The 15949-nt window shown below is 70.8% G+C and carries 15 protein-coding genes; 9 read left to right on the forward strand and 6 right to left on the reverse strand.

Annotated features, from left to right (window positions below; genetic code table 11):
• Positions 1 to 2: 2 nt before the first annotated feature.
• From ACAH41_RS04225 to ACAH41_RS04240, 4 genes are all read right to left on the reverse strand, one after another.
• On the reverse strand, positions 3 to 902 hold the full coding sequence (locus tag ACAH41_RS04225) for a hypothetical protein (RefSeq protein ID WP_325652490.1): 900 nt from the start codon (positions 900 to 902) through the stop codon (positions 3 to 5).
• Positions 903 to 977: 75 nt separating this feature from the next.
• Complete coding sequence (locus ACAH41_RS04230; RefSeq protein WP_325652492.1) at positions 978 to 2177, reverse strand: acetate/propionate family kinase; 1200 nt, start codon at positions 2175 to 2177, stop codon at positions 978 to 980.
• Positions 2174 to 3598 (reverse strand): bifunctional enoyl-CoA hydratase/phosphate acetyltransferase, encoded by a 1425-nt coding sequence (locus ACAH41_RS04235; protein WP_325652494.1) that lies wholly within the window; start codon positions 3596 to 3598, stop codon positions 2174 to 2176. The genes ACAH41_RS04230 and ACAH41_RS04235 overlap by 4 nt, the downstream gene beginning before the upstream one ends.
• A gap of 219 nt (positions 3599 to 3817) precedes the next feature.
• Positions 3818 to 5281, reverse strand: coding sequence for a PLP-dependent aminotransferase family protein (locus tag ACAH41_RS04240; RefSeq protein ID WP_325652496.1), 1464 nt, complete (start codon positions 5279 to 5281; stop codon positions 3818 to 3820).
• Positions 5282 to 5389: 108 nt separating this feature from the next.
• Between ACAH41_RS04240 and ACAH41_RS04245 the strand changes: the two genes are divergently transcribed.
• The 3 genes from ACAH41_RS04245 to ACAH41_RS04255 all read left to right on the forward strand — a co-directional run bounded on the left by ACAH41_RS04245 (position 5390) and on the right by ACAH41_RS04255 (position 9896).
• Positions 5390 to 6046 carry a pyridoxamine 5'-phosphate oxidase family protein gene (locus ACAH41_RS04245; protein WP_325652498.1) on the forward strand — a complete coding sequence of 219 codons (657 nt, stop codon included), beginning with the start codon at positions 5390 to 5392 and terminating at the stop codon, positions 6044 to 6046.
• A 59-nt stretch (positions 6047 to 6105) separates the two neighbouring features.
• Positions 6106 to 7608, forward strand: a complete 1503-nt coding sequence (locus ACAH41_RS04250; RefSeq protein ID WP_325652499.1) for a diguanylate cyclase — start codon at positions 6106 to 6108, stop codon at positions 7606 to 7608.
• Between the two features lie 212 nt (positions 7609 to 7820).
• A complete protein-coding gene (locus ACAH41_RS04255; protein ID WP_325652500.1) occupies positions 7821 to 9896 on the forward strand; it encodes a response regulator in 2076 nt (691 codons plus the stop codon).
• A gap of 30 nt (positions 9897 to 9926) precedes the next feature.
• Here the strand turns inward: ACAH41_RS04255 and ACAH41_RS04260 are convergent, their stop codons facing one another.
• Positions 9927 to 11276 carry a CHASE3 domain-containing protein gene (locus ACAH41_RS04260; RefSeq protein WP_325652502.1) on the reverse strand — a complete coding sequence of 450 codons (1350 nt, stop codon included), beginning with the start codon at positions 11274 to 11276 and terminating at the stop codon, positions 9927 to 9929.
• Positions 11277 to 11326: 50 nt separating this feature from the next.
• Here ACAH41_RS04260 and ACAH41_RS04265 point away from each other — a divergent pair, with 50 nt between their 5' ends.
• On the forward strand, positions 11327 to 11959 hold the full coding sequence (locus ACAH41_RS04265) for a response regulator transcription factor (protein WP_141291274.1): 633 nt from the start codon (positions 11327 to 11329) through the stop codon (positions 11957 to 11959).
• A gap of 20 nt (positions 11960 to 11979) precedes the next feature.
• Here ACAH41_RS04265 and ACAH41_RS04270 read toward each other — a convergent pair whose 3' ends face one another.
• On the reverse strand, positions 11980 to 12375 hold the full coding sequence (locus ACAH41_RS04270) for a response regulator transcription factor (RefSeq protein WP_325652505.1): 396 nt from the start codon (positions 12373 to 12375) through the stop codon (positions 11980 to 11982).
• Positions 12376 to 12641: 266 nt separating this feature from the next.
• On the opposite strand from ACAH41_RS04270, the gene ACAH41_RS04275 reads away from it, so the two are divergent.
• From ACAH41_RS04275 to ACAH41_RS04295, 5 genes are all read left to right on the forward strand, one after another.
• Complete coding sequence (locus ACAH41_RS04275; RefSeq protein WP_325652506.1) at positions 12642 to 13169, forward strand: pyridoxamine 5'-phosphate oxidase family protein; 528 nt, start codon at positions 12642 to 12644, stop codon at positions 13167 to 13169.
• 57 nt (positions 13170 to 13226) lie between these two features.
• A complete protein-coding gene (locus ACAH41_RS04280) occupies positions 13227 to 13496 on the forward strand; it encodes a hypothetical protein (RefSeq protein ID WP_325652507.1) in 270 nt (89 codons plus the stop codon).
• An 87-nt stretch (positions 13497 to 13583) separates the two neighbouring features.
• Positions 13584 to 14009, forward strand: coding sequence for a hypothetical protein (locus tag ACAH41_RS04285; RefSeq protein WP_325652508.1), 426 nt, complete (start codon positions 13584 to 13586; stop codon positions 14007 to 14009).
• A 19-nt stretch (positions 14010 to 14028) separates the two neighbouring features.
• Entirely contained in the window at positions 14029 to 15033 is a 1005-nt protein-coding gene (locus ACAH41_RS04290) for a YihY/virulence factor BrkB family protein (protein WP_325652510.1), read from the forward strand.
• 98 nt (positions 15034 to 15131) lie between these two features.
• Positions 15132 to 15949 (forward strand): hypothetical protein (locus ACAH41_RS04295; RefSeq protein WP_370538194.1); only part of this gene is annotated, 818 nt, incomplete at its 3' end.

The following is a 15949-nucleotide window of genomic DNA, read 5'->3' on the forward strand; positions in this document are numbered from 1 at the left end:
CCTCAGGGAGCAGCGCGGGCGTACCAGACCTCGAAGTGGTTGGCGCGCACCTTGCCGCACTGCGAAGGCTGCAGCACTTTCTCGGCGGGCGGCGGCGAGACGGCGGCTGCCACGGCTTCGCGTACCCGCTGCAGCGCGGCGGGGTCGACCTTGTCGCCGCAGTAGCGCAGCTCGTTGCTGCGCGGTGCGCTGCTGGGCGGCACCCGCTCGACTCCCGGCGCAATCAGCCCGGCTTGGCGCAGCGCCTCGAGGGCGGCGGTCGCGCGCGGCCGGTCGTCGTCGCTGCCGATCTGCAGGTAGACCCGTACCGGCAGCGTCAGCTGGTCGACCGCCGCGCTGACGCTGGCTTGCGTGGCGGCCGGCTCGGAGGCAGCGGCGCCGGGGCGCTGAATGGCCGCGGTACGGGCGCTGTCGGCAAAAGCGATGATGGCCTGGGCCTGGGTTTTCTCAGGGTCGCTTGCGTCGGACTTCAGGCCTGCGGTCAGCGTGGCCTGGAACAGGCGGCGCACCTGGCCGGCCACCACGTCGTCAACGCCCTTGCGGGCCGTGAGGCCATCCAGCAGAACGATGGCCATGTCGACCTGGCTGCGATTGTCCGAGGTGAGCATCGGGCCCAGCTTGAGCAGGGTTTCAGTGTCGCGGCGGGTCGCTTCGGCCACCTCGCGCTCTCGGATCTCGTTACGGTCGAGGTAGCGCTGCAGGGTGCCGAAGCCAGTGGCGGTGACGCTGGCCAGCACGGTGGTGAGCAGCCAGAAACCGGCCTTGGTGTCGAAGAAGGCGGCCAACCGTTCCAGCGGGCCGGGCGCCGCGCGCGGCAAACTATTGGCCAGTTCCTCGCGCAGCTGCAGCCTGAACTGCTCTTCCTCGCGGATTGCCTGTCGCTGTTCGTCGGTCAGTGCCATGCCGGCATTGTCGGCAGCGCCGTGGCCGCCGCCATCCCGCATCCGGGGGAAGGGTGGCGGCCGGGGCGCTCGTGCTCAGCCGCGGGCCAGCAGCGCCTGCGCATGGCGCGCGGCGATCCATTCCTCGTTGGTGGGCTCGACCGCGACGCGCACGCGGCTCTCGGGGGTGGAGATCAGCGGGGCGTGGCTTGCGTTCGCGGGCGGGTCCAGCGCCAGGCCGAGGTAGCCCAGGCCGGCGCAGACGCGGGCGCGGATCTCGGGGTTGTGTTCACCGATGCCGGCGCTGAAGACCAGCAGGTCCAGCCCGCCGAGCACCGCGACCAGCGCGCCGATCTCGCGCACGATGCGGCGCACGTAGAGCGCCAGCGCGGCCTGCACGCGCGGCGTGTCGGCTTCCAGCGGCAGCAGTTCCCGAGGGTCGGCCGAGATGCCGGAGAGGCCCAGCAGGCCGGACTCGTGGTACAGCAGGTGGCCGACCTGCTGCAGGCTGAGCTTTTCGATTTCCATCAGGTAGAGCACGGCGCCCGGGTCCAGCGCGCCGCAGCGGGTGCCCATCATCAGGCCGTCCAGCGCCGAGAAGCCCATGGTGGTGGCGACGCTTTGCAGGCCTTGCATGCCGCACAGGCTGGCGCCGCTGCCCAGGTGAGCCACGAGGGTGCGGCCACGCGCGGCCTCGCCGTGGCGATCGGCCAGCGCGATGCCGAGGTATTCGTACGACAGGCCGTGGAAGCCATAGCGGCGCAGGCCGCGTTCCCAGGCGGCGTAGGGCAGCGGCAGCATCTGCTCGACTTCGGCCAGCGTGTGGTGGAAGGCGGTGTCGAAGCAGGCGACCTGCGGCAGGCCGGGCCGCGTCTGCAGCAGCACCTCGATGGCCTCCAGCGCAAACGGCTGGTGCAGCGGGGCCAGCGGGATGTAGCCCTTCAGATCAGCCAGCACATGCGCGTCCACCCGCACCGGGGCCGAATACTTGGCGCCGCCATGCACCACGCGGTGGGCCACGGCGGACAGCGGCCGGCCAGCCAGCTGCGCCAGCACGCGCGCCTCGATGATGGCCAGCGCGTCGTGGTAGGGCGCCTCAGCCCGCAGCGCCACGTCTTCGGCCACCGCAGGCTGGCCGGCTGCAGCGCTGGTCAGGCGCGGCTTCGCGCCGGTGATGCCTTCGACCTTGCCGCCCCATTCGGGCTCGCGCGGCAAGGGACCATCGCCCCCTTCAAACAGCGCAAATTTGATGCTCGACGAACCGCAGTTCAGCACCAGATGCATCTCGGTCTTCATGGCGGCGTGGCCCGGTAGCCGTGGGCCAGCAGCACCGCCAGCGCGCAGGAGGCGATGCGGGCTTCGCGGCTGTCGGCGCGGCTGGTCAGCACGATGGGCACGCGGGCGCCCATGACGATGCCGGCGCTGTGCGCGCCACCCAGGTATTCGAGCTGCTTGGCCAGCATGTTGCCGCTCTCCAGGTCCGGCACGACCAGCACGTCGGCCCGGCCTGCGACCTCGGAGCGAATGCCCTTGATGGTGGCCGCCGCGACTGACACGGCATTGTCGAAGGCCAGCGGGCCGTCCAGCAGCGCGCCGCTGATCTGGCCGCGGTCGGCCATCTTGCACAGCGCGGCGGCGTCCAGCGTGGCGGGCATCTTCGGGTTCACCGTCTCGACGGCAGCAAGGATGGCCACGCGCGGCGCGGCCACGCCGATGGCATGCGCCAGGTCGATGGCGTTGCGGATGATGTCGGCCTTGTCCTCCAGCGTTGGCGCAATGTTGATCGCCGCGTCGGTGATGATGAAAGGCCGCGGGTAGGCGGGGGTCTGCATCAGGAAGCAGTGGCTGATGCGGCGCGCGGTGCGCAGGCCGGTGGCACCGTTGACGACCGCGGCCATCAGCTCGTCGGTGTGCAGGCTGCCCTTCATCAAGGCTTCGACCAGGCCGCTGGCGGCCAGCTGCACCGCGCGCTCGGCCGCGGCGTGGCTGTGCGGCACGTCCTCGATGGCAATGCCTGCCAGGTCCAGCCCGAGCTCGGCGGCCAGCGCCTCCAGGCGGGCGCGCGGCGCCACCAGCACCGGCGTGATCAGGCCGGCAGCCCGTGCATCCAGCGCGGCGGAGAGACTGGTCGCGTCGCAAGGGTGCGCCACCGCGACGCGGATCGCGCCCAGCGTGCGGGCGTGGTCCATCAGGCGCTGCGGGCCGTCGCTGTGCGCCTCCAGCCGCACGTCCGGCAGCGTGCTGCGCGCGCGCTCGACCCGCTCGGTCGGGGCGATGACCCGGGCCTCGCCGCTGATCACCGTCACGCCGTCCTGGTTGACGCAGGCGCAGGCCAGCGTGAGCCGTTGATGGGCCTCTTCGCGGCCGCTGACGGTGACGGAGATGCGCAGCAGGTCGCCAATGCGCACGGGGGCCAGGAACGTCAGCGTCTGGCCAAGATAAATGGTGCCGGGGCCGGGCAGGCGGGTGCCGAGCACGGCCGAGATCAGCGCGCCGCCCAGCATGCCATGGGCGATCACGCCGTGGAAGCGGGTGGCCGCGGCGTAGTCGGCGTCCAGGTGCGCGGGGTTGACGTCGCCCGAGAGCACCGCGAAGAGCTGGATGTCTTCGGCGGTGAGGCGGCGTTCGATCTCGGCATGGTCGCCGATGGCGATCTCGCTGAACAGGCGGTTGCGCACCAGGCCGACTTCGCCGGCAGGCATCACGGGAGCGGGCATGTTGGGTATTTCCTCCACGAGGGGTCAGGCCATCAAGCCGTCAAGCCATCTGGCCGATGGTGCGCCGAAAGCGCGCCGGCGACACGCTGAACAGCGCCACACCAATGCCGGCGATCGCCAGAGTGCTGCCAATGTAGAAAGCGGCAGCCACCTCACCATTGCGGCAGATCAAACCAGCGAGCGCTGGATCGGCCCGGCCGCGTGCGGGCCCGCTGCGCGCTAAGCCGCGATGGCCTGGGCCAGCACTGCGACCTGTCGGTCCATGGCCTGCGCGCCGACATGGCCGTAGCCCAGCACCAGGCCGTTCCACGGTGCCGCGCGCCGGCCAGGCAAGTGGTGCTGACTCAGCGGGCGTGCCACCAGGCCGCGCGCAGCGGCACGCGCGCTGGCGTCCACATCGCGCACGCCCGGCGGCAGCGTGATGCACAGGTGCAGGCCGGCACCGTGGCCGACGGGCACGACGGTGTCGGCCAGGTGGCGTTGCAGCGCAGCCAGCAGGGCTTCGCGGCGCTCGCGGTAGAGGCGCCGCATGCGCCGCAGGTGGGCCAGGTAGGCGCCGCTGTGCAGCATCGCGGCCAGCGCACGCTGCTCGGGCAGGCGGCCGCGCGGCTGCAGCCGGCTCATGGCTTCGGCAAACGGCGCGACCATGCCGGCCGGCACGACGATGTAGCCGGTGCGCAGCGCCGGCAGCAGCGTCTTGCTGAAGGTGCCGAGGTAGTAGAACACCGGCGCGGCCGGCTCCAGGCCTTGCAGCGCGTGCAGCGGCGCCCCGGTGTGGCGGAACTCGCTGTCGTAGTCGTCTTCCAGGATCCAGCTGCCGTGGCGCCGGGCGTTGGCGATCAGCGCCAGCCGGCGCGGCAGGCTGAGCACCGAGCCCAGCGGGTACTGGTGCGACGGCGTGACGTAGACCAGCCTGGGCGGGCGGCGCCAGTCGGCCTCGGTGAGGCGCAGGCCTTCCCCGTCCACCGGCTTGCCGACCACCTTCAGCAAGGCGGACTGGCAGGCCGTCAGTGCGCCGCCGTAGCCGGGATCTTCCAGCCACGCGGTGTCGCCGGCATCGGCCAGCACGCTGGCGCAGAGCTGCAGGCTTTGCTGGGTGCCGTCGGTGACGAACAGCTGCCCGGCGCTGCAGCGCAGGCCGCGGTTGGCGCGCAGGTGCTGGGCCAGCGCTTCGCGCAAGGCGGCGTCGCCCTGCACGCCGGCGTAACCCAGGTCCGGCGGGGTGGCCTCGCGCCAGGCGCGGTCCAGCAGGCGGCGCCACAGCGCCAGCGGGAACGAGGGCAGGTCCGGCAGGCCGGGCACGAAGGCACGGTCCGGGCCGGGGGTGACGAGGTGCGAGCCGTCCACCCCGTCCAACGGCTCGCTCAGCGACAGCGCGCGGCGGGACAGCGGCAGCGCGAGCGTTTCTTCGGCCCGCGGCTGCACCGGCAGCGGCGCCACACGGGTGCGCCGGCCTTCGGTGCGCACCAGCGCTTCGGCGGCCAGCTGTTCGTAGGCGTACAGCACCATGTTGCGGGCCACGCCAAGGTCAGCGGCGAGCTGGCGGCTGGGCGGCAACGCGGCACCCGCGGCGAGCTGGCCGTCCAGGATGGCCAGGCGCAGGCCCTGGTGCAGCTGCGCCTGGCGGGAGCCGGCGGAGGGATGCGCGTCGTCAAAGCGGCGCAGCAGCAGGGCGTAGTCCATGGCGGTGCGGAAGTTGGCCCCAAAAACTGGCGGGTAATGGCTCTAGGTGAGGGGCCAATTGTTGCTTATGCTGCGCCGCTTTCCAGTTCGCACCCGAGGAGTTGCCCCATGTCCCCGCCCAGTGCCCGCACCCGCGTCAAACGCCTGGCCGAGCTGGCCCGCTACGACGCGGCCACGCTGCACGCCATCCTCGACGCCGCCTACCTCTGCCACATCGCCTTCCATGACGGCAGCAGCAGCCACTGCATCCCCACCGCCTGCTGGCGCGACGGCGAGCGGCTGTATGTGCATGGCTCCAACGGCGGCCGGCTGGTCAAGCTGCTGGGCAGCGGCCAGCAGGTCAGCGTGGCCATCACGCTGATGGACGGGCTGGTGCTGGCCAAGTCGGCTTTCAACCATTCGATGAACTACCGCTCGGCCGTGGTCTATGGCAGCTTCGAGGCGGTGGCAGGTGACGTCGAGAAGCGCCGGCTGATGGACCTGTTCATGCACAAGATTGCACCGGGCCGCGAGCACGAGGCGCGGGCCGGCAACGACAAGGAATTCGCCGCCACCACGCTGCTGGCCCTGCCGCTGAACGAGGCCGCCTGCAAGGTGCGCAGCGGCGGACCGCAGGACGACGCCGAGGACCTGGACCTGCCGGTCTGGGCCGGCGTGCTGCCGCTGGTGCTGCAGCCGCAGGCCCCGGTGGCGGCACCGCACAGCACCGCGGCGGCGCCGGCCTATGTCACCGCCTGGTGTGGCGGTTTGCCCTTGCCCGGGTAAAGATTGCCTTTGACGCTGCGCCGCGCAAAGGCGGCGGCGGCTTGGGTCAGAATCGTGCCGTGCGTCATGTTGTAACTCGTTGTATCTCGCTGCCGCTGGGCTTCCTGCTGCTGCAATTCGGCCTCCCGCTTGCCTGGCCTGAGGCTGCGGGCGGCGTGGCCTATCTGGCGATGGTGGTAGCGCCGCTGCTGACCGGGCTGGCCACCGCCTGGCGCGGCTGGCAGCAGCAGCAACCCGCGGCGCGCACCGGCTGGTGGCTGGTGACGGCCAGCCTGCTGGTGTGGACGGCCGGCGGCTTTGGCAACCTGTGGCACGAATGGGTGATGGGCCTGGCCAACGAGATGTACCGCGGCGCGATGCTGGCCTTCCACCTGGCCGCCGTGCCGCTGACCTTTCTGCTGGCCAGCAGCTGGCAGCCCCTTGGCCAGCGCTGGGTGCGCGGCATCGACGCGCTGCTGGCGCTGGCGCTGGGCTTCGGCTACTTCCTGATCACCTGGAACGTGCTGACGGTGCATGGCGCGCAGGACCAGCCCGGCGTGCACACGATGATGTGGCTGTTCGACGCGCAGAACCTGTTCATCGTGCTGGGTGCGCTGGTGCGCTGGTGCGCGGCCGAAGAAGCCGATGAGCGCACGCTGTTCGGCGCGCTGCTGGTGCACGCGCTGCTCTACATGGGCGTGGCCGGCTGGAACAACCATTTCATTGCCGGCGATCCAGCCTATGGCCCGGAATACGGCGCGGTGGTCACGGTTGCATTCGCGCTGCTGGCCTCACTGGCATTGCGGCCACCGCAGGCCGGGCTGGCGCTGCCGCAGCCTTCTGCGGCGCTGGTGCGCAGCGTGCATGCGGCCGGGCCGCTGGTGGTGCCGGGCGCGCTGCTGGTGGTCTCGCTGTTCCTGATCCGTGTGGACTACGCCTGGGGCACGGCAGGCGTGGTCAGCGCGGTGCTGGGTTATGCGCTGCGCAGCGTCGTCTCGCAGGTCAGCCAGATCGCCCGCGGCGAGGCCTTGCAGCGCGAGCACACCGCGCTGCGCTCGCTGGCCTGGACCGACGCGCTGACCGGCGTGGGCAACCGCCGCTTTCTCGACCACACGCTGGCTGGTGCCTGGTGGCGGGAGCAACACGGCACGCCGTCGGTGGCGGTGCTGATGATGGACATCGACCACTTCAAGCCGCTCAACGACCAGCTCGGCCACGCCTGCGGCGACGATTGCCTGCGCCAGGTTGCGCAGGCGCTGCAGCGCGCGCTGGTGCGGCCAGGCGACATGCTGGCGCGCTACGGCGGCGAAGAATTCATCGCGCTGCTGCAGGAAGTGGACTCGGAAGGTGCAGCCGTGGTCGCCGAGCGGCTGCGCGCAGCAGTTCAGGCGCTGCAGTTGCCGCACCCGGCAAGTCCGCAGCAGGTGGTGACCATCAGCATCGGCCTGGCTTGCGCGCCGCTGCACGCGGCCAGCGACAGCGCCCGGCTGGTCCGCGCGGCCGACCAGGCACTGTTCCAGGCCAAGCGCGCCGGCCGCAACCGCGTCCAGCGCCACGCGATGGACGGTGGCCACGCGCACTGATCCCATCGGCGCCAAAGTGGTTTCAGGCACCTGAACAGCCGCTGAACAAGGACTGTCACGGGCCTGCTCCAGACTGCCATTGCGTGCAGCAAAGGCGACCGTTCGCACAGCCTGCAGTGCAGACGCGGCAATGCCCGCATGGCGCCGCGCCAAGCTTGGTGCTAGTCTGAATTCAACCCGAGCTCCTGAACAGGCAGCAGGCCGTGGCCACCATGAATCCCAGCGAATTTCTGGCAGTCGCGGGCGTCTTCTTTCAGGGGACGCTGGCACTGCTGTTCCTGTCCCTGGCGCGCCAATCGCAGAAGCGCGAGGCGCGCCACGTCGCAGCCGGTTTCGGCCTCTGGGCGCTGGTGCAGCTGGCCATGGTGTTCGGGCTGGCCGGCTCGCCGCCCGGGCTGCTGGCCGCGGCCAGCTGGATGCCCGTGGCGGTACTGGGCATTGCCGCGCTGGGCAGCCGGCTGCTGCGGGCCCATCGGCAGCTGGGCTGGCAGCTCGCGCAGCAACGCAGCGTGGCTGAGCAGGCCATGGCCCGGGCCCGGGCCAGCGAGGCCCGCCAGGCCGAACTGACCCAGCAGCTGCAGCAGCGCCAGGCGCAGTGGCAGGAGGCCCACCAGGCACTGGCCGAAGCGCGCGAGCAGGCCCAGGCGGCCACACGCGCCAAGAGCGAGTTCCTGGCCAACATGAGCCACGAGATCCGCACGCCGATGAATGCGATGCAGGGCCTGATCAACCTGACGCTGCGCAGCCGGCTGGACTCGCGCCAGCGCGGCTACCTGAACCAGGCCCGGGCCGCGGCCGACACGCTGCTGCTGATCATCAACGACATCCTGGATTTCTCGAAGATCGAGGCCGGCAAGCTGGCGCTCGAACACCGGCCCTTCCTGCTGGTGCAGGTGCTGGACAAGCTGCAGGCCGCCATCGGCGCGAGCGCGCAGGACAAGGGCCTGGCGCTGAAGATGGACGTGCCCGAAGACCTGCCGCCGGTGCTGGTGGGCGATGCACTGCGGCTGGAGCAGGTGCTGGTCAACCTCTGCGCCAATGCGGTCAAGTTCACCGCACGCGGCGAGGTCCGGGTCGCCGTGCGCTGCACGCAGCAGGACAGCAGCAGCGAAGTGCCCACCTGCACCCTGGTCTTTGCGGTGCACGATACGGGGGTCGGCATCCAGCCGGCGCAGGCCGAACGGCTGTTCCAGCCCTTCGATCAACTGGACCCGTCGAGCACGCGCCAGCATGGCGGGACCGGCCTGGGCCTGGCGATCTGCAAGCAGCTGGTGACGCTGATGGGGGGCAAGATCGGCGTGCAGAGCAAGCCTGGCGAAGGCAGCGAATTCAGCTTCGACGCGCGGCTGCAGGTGGGCACGGCCGAGCATGCCAGCATGCTGGTGCAGCAGCGCGAGGCCGCTGCGGCCAGCCAGTCGACCGACCCGGCGGCGGTGCCGGCGATGCTGCGCGGCAAGCGGGTGCTGCTGGTGGAGGACAACGAGTCCAACCAGATCGTCGCGGGCGACCTGCTGCGCGAATACGCCGGCATGGAGGTGCAGCTGGCACGCGACGGCAAGGAGGCGCTGGCCTGCCTGCGCGACCAGCATTTCGACCTGGTGCTGATGGACGTGCAGATGCCCGTAATGGATGGCTACCAGGCCACGGCGCTGATCCGCCGCGAGGCGCGGCACCAGACGCTGCCCATCATCGCGATGACCGCTCACGCACTGCCTTCGGACCGGCACAAGAGCCTGGCCGTGGGCATGAACGACTACGTGACCAAACCCTTCGACCCGGCGCAGCTGTTCCAGGTGCTGGTGCGCTGGCTGGCGCCGCGGCCGGTCCCGGCGAACACGCCTGCGGTGCGCCCGCCGCCGGCCCTGCCAGGGGCGGCTGCGGCCAGCCCACGCGCCAGCAGCACGGCCCTGCCACCGGACGGCGACAACACCGAAGAAGCCGTGTCCTTTGCGCTGGGCCTGCAGCGCTGCCTGAGCCAGCGCGACCTGTACCGCAAGGTGGTGCAGCGCTTTGTCAGCGTGCATGCCGAGCAGCCGGCGCAGCTGGCCGCGGCGCTGGCGCGGGCGGCCTGGCGCGAGGCCGCCGCGCTGGCCCATGACCTGATCTCGACCGCCGGCACCATCGGCGCAGAAGGCCTGTCGCAGACCGCCCGTGCGCTCGAGCAGGCCGCGAATGCCGGCGAGTCGGCCCGCTGCGAGGCCTTGCAGGCAACACTGGCAGTGCAGCATGCCCGCGTCATGCAGGCACTGGCCCGCTACCTCGACGACCAGGCCGCGCCGCACCGCTGAGCGCGCAGAGCCGCCCTGCCCGGGGCGGCTTCACACCGGCATCGTCGCCTGCACCGTGGTGCCTTCGCCGGGGCTGGAATGCAGCGTCAGCTCGCCCTGGCAGGAGCGCACCCGGAAGCGCATGCCGGCCAGGCCGTGGGCGCCCTGGCGGATGTGGGCCGGGTCGAAGCCCAGGCCGTCATCCTTCACCTGCACCCGGACCTGGTCGCCCTCGCGGCGCAGCGTGACATGCACGTCGTGCGCCGAGGCGTACTTGGCGATGTTGGTCAGCGCCTCCTGCACCAGCCGGTAGATGGCCAGCGCGCGGTCGGGCGCCATCTGCACATCGTCGATCTCGGTGTGCACCGCGATCTCGCTGCGCTGGGCAAACTCCACGCACAGGATCTCCAGCGTGCGCTGCAGCCCGAGGTTGTTCAGCGACGAAGGGTGCAGGTCCTCGATGATGCGGCGCTTCAGCGCGATGCCTTCGTCCAGTGTCTTGGTCAGGTGCAGGATGCGCTCGTTGACCTCGGGCGTGGCTTCGACCAGGCGCTTGCGCATGCGCGCCACGTCGAGCTTGGCGGCCGTCAGCAGCCCGCCGAGTTCATCGTGCAGTTCGCGGGCCAGCCGGTGGCGCTCGTCCTCGCGCACGCTTTGCAGGTGCTTGGCCAGGTCCACCAGCTCGTGGGTGCGGCGGTCGACCTCGGTCTCCAGCTTGTCGCGCTCGGCCTGCAGCGCCAGCAGGTGCTGCACCCGCTCGCGCTCACGGTCCCGCGACAACCGCTGCATCGCGAACACCGCGGCCAGGCACAGCGCGACCATTGCGGCCAGCCCCAGCCGGGCCCAGACCTGCATGCGGTCGCGCTGGCGGCCGGCGGCGTCGAAGGCCTGGGCCTCGATCAGGTTGATCTCATCGGCCTGGTGCGTGACCTGCTCCATGTAGTCGCGGCCGATGTCGGTCATGAACAAGGCCATCGCATTGCTGCGGTCGCCGGTGTCGAACAGCCGCACAACCTCCTGCGTCTCCGAGACCTTGCTTGCGGCCACGTCGGCCACCTTCAGCAGCGTGTCGCGCTGGGCCGGGCGCCGGTCGGCCAGCGCGCGCACGTCTGCAATCGCGCCGTTCAGGTCGTCCAGCGTGCTGTCATAGGGTTGGCGATAGGCGGTGCGGCCGGTCAGCAGGTAGCCACGCTGCGAAGACTCGACGACCAGCAGCAGGCGGCGCAGCCGGCCCACGACATTGCGCGTCTCCAGCGCGTTCTCGCGCTCGGCGTTGTACGAGGCCACGCTGTGCACGCCCATCTCGTTGACCAGCAGCACCAGCAGCGCCAGGGCCACCGCGAGCGGGCCGATCAAGCTGGCGAACGGGATGCTGGTCAATCCCCTTGTCACGCTGCGCATCGCAACCCCTTACACTGCCACACAGGTATCTTGGCCCGCAGGAGAAAAACATGATTCGCATTGGCATCGTTGACGATCACGCCATTGTTCGTGCGGGGCTGCGCCAGTTCCTCACCGAGCAAGTGGACTTCCGCGTCACGGCCGAGGCCGTCAACGGCAAGGAAGCGCTGGAGATCGCCCGCGGCGACGAGGTCGACGTGCTGCTGATGGACATCTCGATGCCCGACCAGAGCGGCGTCGATGCGCTGGTCGCCATCAAGGCCCGCCGGCCCGAGCTGCCGGTGCTGATCCTCAGCGGCTTCCCCGAAGCCCACTACGCCACCACGCTGCTGCGCCAGGGCGCCAGCGGCTACCTGAACAAGGAATGCGACCCGGAAGAGATCGCCACCGCGATCCGCACCGTCTCGCGTGGCCGTCGCTACATCACGCCCAGCGTGGCCGAGATGCTGGCCGACAACATCACCGGCAACCTCGACCGGCTGCCGCACGAAGCGCTCAGCGAGCGCGAGCTGCAGGTCTTCCTGCGGCTGGCCAAGGGCGAGACGGTGAGCCACATTGCCGACAGCATGTTCCTCAGCGTCAAGACCGTCAGCACCTACCGCGCGCGCGTCATGGAAAAGCTCTCGCTGTCGACCAACAGCGAGCTGACCTACTACGCGCTGAAGAACGGCCTGATCCAGTAGGGTTGCCGTCCGCGCCGCCCTCATTGCGGCCCCGCGGCGCCCTGGCCGGCGAGTTCAATGCAGTAGTCGATCAGCAGTTCGATCTCGCTGGACTTGTCGAACACCCGGTCTGCGCCGAGCGAGGCGCACTGGCTGCGCACGCTGGGCGTGGCGAAGTTGGTCAGCACCACGCGCGCCGCCAGGTGCTCGTCTTCCTTCAGCGCCCGCAGCACGTCCATTCCCGAGCCTTTTTTCAGGAAGATGTCGACGATCACGAGATCGCAATCGTGCACTTCCCGCACCAGCCACTGCGTGGCCGACTGCGCATCTTCCGCCGCACCCACGACCGTCACCGGCGCCATTTCCTCCAGCGCGGCAACCAGGTTGCCGCGGATGATGGGGCTGTCCTCGACGACAAAGATCTTGAGATTGGGCATCAGCGGAGGCGCCCGACGCTGTCGTCGGCGACGAGCACGCAACAAAGGACCGAGTGTAGAGGTGGGGTCTGACGGGATGTGTAGGAGCAGTCTTATTTTGCCCGCCGCGTCGGCCTGATCCCACAGGGGCTCGCGGTCCGCACCGACCCCGGCGGCCGCGCCGGCGGCCCACCATCAAGGCTCATCGGCGCGCATCGTCAATCGATCATCTGATCGTCCTGCTCGCCGCCCGACACGCCGCTCGCGCGGCCCGCCAGGAAGCCTGCATGACCTCCCATTCCAGTACGCCGAACCCCGACCGCAGTGGCGCGGCACTGCGCCAGGCGCTGGACATGGCCTTCGACATCCGCTTCGCGATGGTCTCGATCCCCGGCGCCCGCGTGGTGCCGCGGCCGATGATCACCCAGCGCCTGGACGACGAGGACCGGCTGTGGTTCTTCGCCCCCGCCGCCAGCGAGCTGGTGCGCGCACTGCCGGGCGAACATCGCCTGCTGCTGACCTACGCCGACCCCGGCGCCCAGCGCTACGTGACCGTCGAAGGCGGCGGCGTGGTGCTGCGCGACGAGGCACTGGCACGCGACATGTGGGCGCCGATGGACCAGGCTTATTTCCACGGCGGCCCGGCCGACCCCGCGCTGCGCCTGCTTTGCGTGCGGCCGCAGCGCGCCGAGCTATGGGCCCAGGACGGCACCCGCCTGGGCCAGTACGCCCGCCTGCTCGCTGCGGCCGCCGGACTCGCCCCGCCCTCACCCGATCCGCTCAAGCGCCACACCGTGATCCTGCGGCGTGACTGAGCCGTGAGGGTCCCCTGTCCAACCCGCTCTTCTCTTTGCCCGCCAGGAGTGAACACCATGCTGAAGAAACTGTCCCTGATCGTGCTGACCGCGCTGACCACCGAGTTTGTCCGCCGGGTGGTCGAACGCGCCGTGCAGCGCGCCGACGAACGCAAGCACCTCGCCCACAAGGCCGCGCACAAGCAGGACGTGGCGCGCTGGGAGGACGAAGGCGGCGCGGTGGTGACGCCTGCGCTGCCGGTGCCCACCCAGAGCGCCCAGGCACAGGCCAATGCACCGCGCAGCCCTTCCAGTCCCGCCCAAGGCACGCCAGCGGCCGCGCTTTGAGCACACGCGCCGCGCCGTCGGCGTCGATTTTCTTGTTCATCAACAGAGGCCGCCCTGCTTGCCAGCCGGCCGGCCCAGGAGACTGCCATGACCCGTTTGATTGCCCCTTCTACCCCCCACCCCATGCGCCGCGGCGCGCGCGCCGCGTTGCTGGCCATCGCCAGCCTGACGCTGGCCGCCGCCGGCCATGCGGCCACGCCCACGGTGTCGAGCTACCAGGCCGAGCGCCAGGCCTGCGCGACCAAGCCCGACACCGACCGCGCGGCCTGCCTGCGCGAAGCCGGCGCCGCGCAGGACGCTGCGCGCCGCGGCCAGCTGACCAGCGTCAGTCCCGAGCAGCTGCACACCAACGCGGTGGCGCGCTGCGCGCCGCTGCCCAATGACCAGCGCGAAGCCTGCCTGCGCCGCATCGAAGGCGAGGGCGCAACGACCGGCAGCGTGCAGCAAGGCGGCGTGATGCGTGAATTGGTGGTGCGCGCGCCCGGGCAGGCACCGCAGCCGGCGCCGCGCTGACAGAGACCGGCTCTCGCCGATGGGCCCGCCAACTCCCCCCGTCCACCCCGCGCTGGCCCCCAAGCCGGTGCCGGGCACGGCGTCCGGGCAGCCGTGCCCGGCACCGCCGGGCGACGGCGGCGTTTGGAGCCTGCTGAAAGGCACGCTGCAGGCCTTCCTGGACGACGACGGCAGCAGCCGCGGCGCCGCGCTGGCCTACTACACGCTGTTCTCGGCCGCGCCGCTGCTGCTGATCGTCATCGGTGTGGCCGGCCTGGTCTTCGGGCCGGAGGCTGCGCGCGGCGAGATCTTCGACCAGTTGCGCGAGCTGATGGGACCGACCGGCGCGGCTGCGATCCAGGGCCTGCTGGAAAGCGTGAACCAGCCGCACAAAAGCCTGGGCGCGACCTTGCTGGGCATCGTGCTGACGCTGATCGGCGCGACCAGCGTGCTGGCCGAACTGCAGCGCTCGCTGGACCAGATCTGGTGCGTGCCCACGCCGCGCAGTTCAGGCCCGTGGTCGCTGGTGCGGGCGCGCCTGCTGGGCCTCGGGCTGATCCTCTGCCTGGGCTTTCTGCTGGCGGTGTCGCTGGTGCTGTCGGCCGGCATCGCAGCGACCTTGCGCTGGTGGTCGCGCTGGTTCGGCGAATGGGCGCTGCTGGTCGAGGTCATCAACCAGGTGCTGTCCGTGGGGCTGATGACCATCGTCTTTGCGCTGATCTACAAGATCCTGCCGAGCGCCAAGGTGCGCTGGGCCGACGTGGGCACCGGCGCGCTGTTCACCGCGCTGCTGTTCACCATCGGCAAGGGCCTGATCGGCTGGTACATCGGCACCAGCAGCGTGGCCTCGGGCTTCGGCGCCGCCGGCTCGTTTGTGGTGGTGCTGATCTGGGTCTACTACTCGGCGCAGATCTTCCTGCTCGGCGCTGAGTTCACCTGGATCCATGCGCAGCAACGGCAAGGCCTGCGGCGTGCCGCTTCGCCTGCCACCGCCGGGCCGCGGCCGGTGCAGGTGCAGCACAAGCAGCACCGGCAGGGCGCCTGAGCGGCTGCGGTCGGCGCGGCCACACAGGCCATCGTCCTACAGGGCTTGAAGCGCTGGTCTGAAACGGCTGGGCGGCCGACGCGGCCACAGTGCGAGGCATGTCACCTCCGTTGCACCCCTTGTCGGCCAGCGCCGGCCCATCGCCCGCCGCTGCACCCGACAAGGCCAGGCGTTTCCGCCATCGACGCGGCCTGATGACGGGCGGCGGCGTGCTGCTGGCCCTGGTGGCCGGCGTGGCCATTTGCGAATGGGCCGGCTGGCCCTTCCTGATCGAGCCGCTGCGTGGCCGCGTGGAAAACGCGCTGCAGCGCCCGGTCGAACTCGAAGGCAAGGCCAGCCTGCACCTGCTGGGCGGCGTGCGGCTGGACGTGGATCGCCTGCGCGTGGCCGACGCCGACTGGACCGGCAGCCCGACCATGCTGGACGTGCAGGACCTGAAGCTGCAGCTGCGCTACCGCGACCTGTTCGCCGCCGGCCGCGGCCAGGGGCTGCGCGTGCGATCGCTGACGGCCCACACACTGAGCGCCAACCTGGCGCGCCGCGCCGACGGCGAGGCCAACTGGGCGCTGGGCCCGCTGGCCGACAAGGACCCGGCCGCCACGCCGAACAAGCCCTCCCGGCTGGTGATGGACGAGCTGCTGGTCGACAGCTTCTCCGGCCAATACAAGGACGCCTTCCTGGTGGCCGACGCAAGCTTCAGCGGCGCCTTGACGGCGGGCGAGCAGAACGGGGCCGGCGGGCTGCGCGCCCAGGCCGATGGCCATTACCGCAAGGCCGAGCTGCATGCGCGCCTGAGCTCCGAATCGCCGCTGCCGATGCTCACCGAAGGCGGCGAAGCACCGCCGGTGGCCGTGGCCTTCAAGCTCTCCACCGGCCAGGTCAAGCTGGACTTCGACGGCAGCGTGGCCGACCTGCT

Origin of the sequence: Ideonella sp. (assembly GCF_041287625.1) — a bacterium.
GTDB lineage: Bacteria > Pseudomonadota > Gammaproteobacteria > Burkholderiales > Burkholderiaceae_C > Ideonella.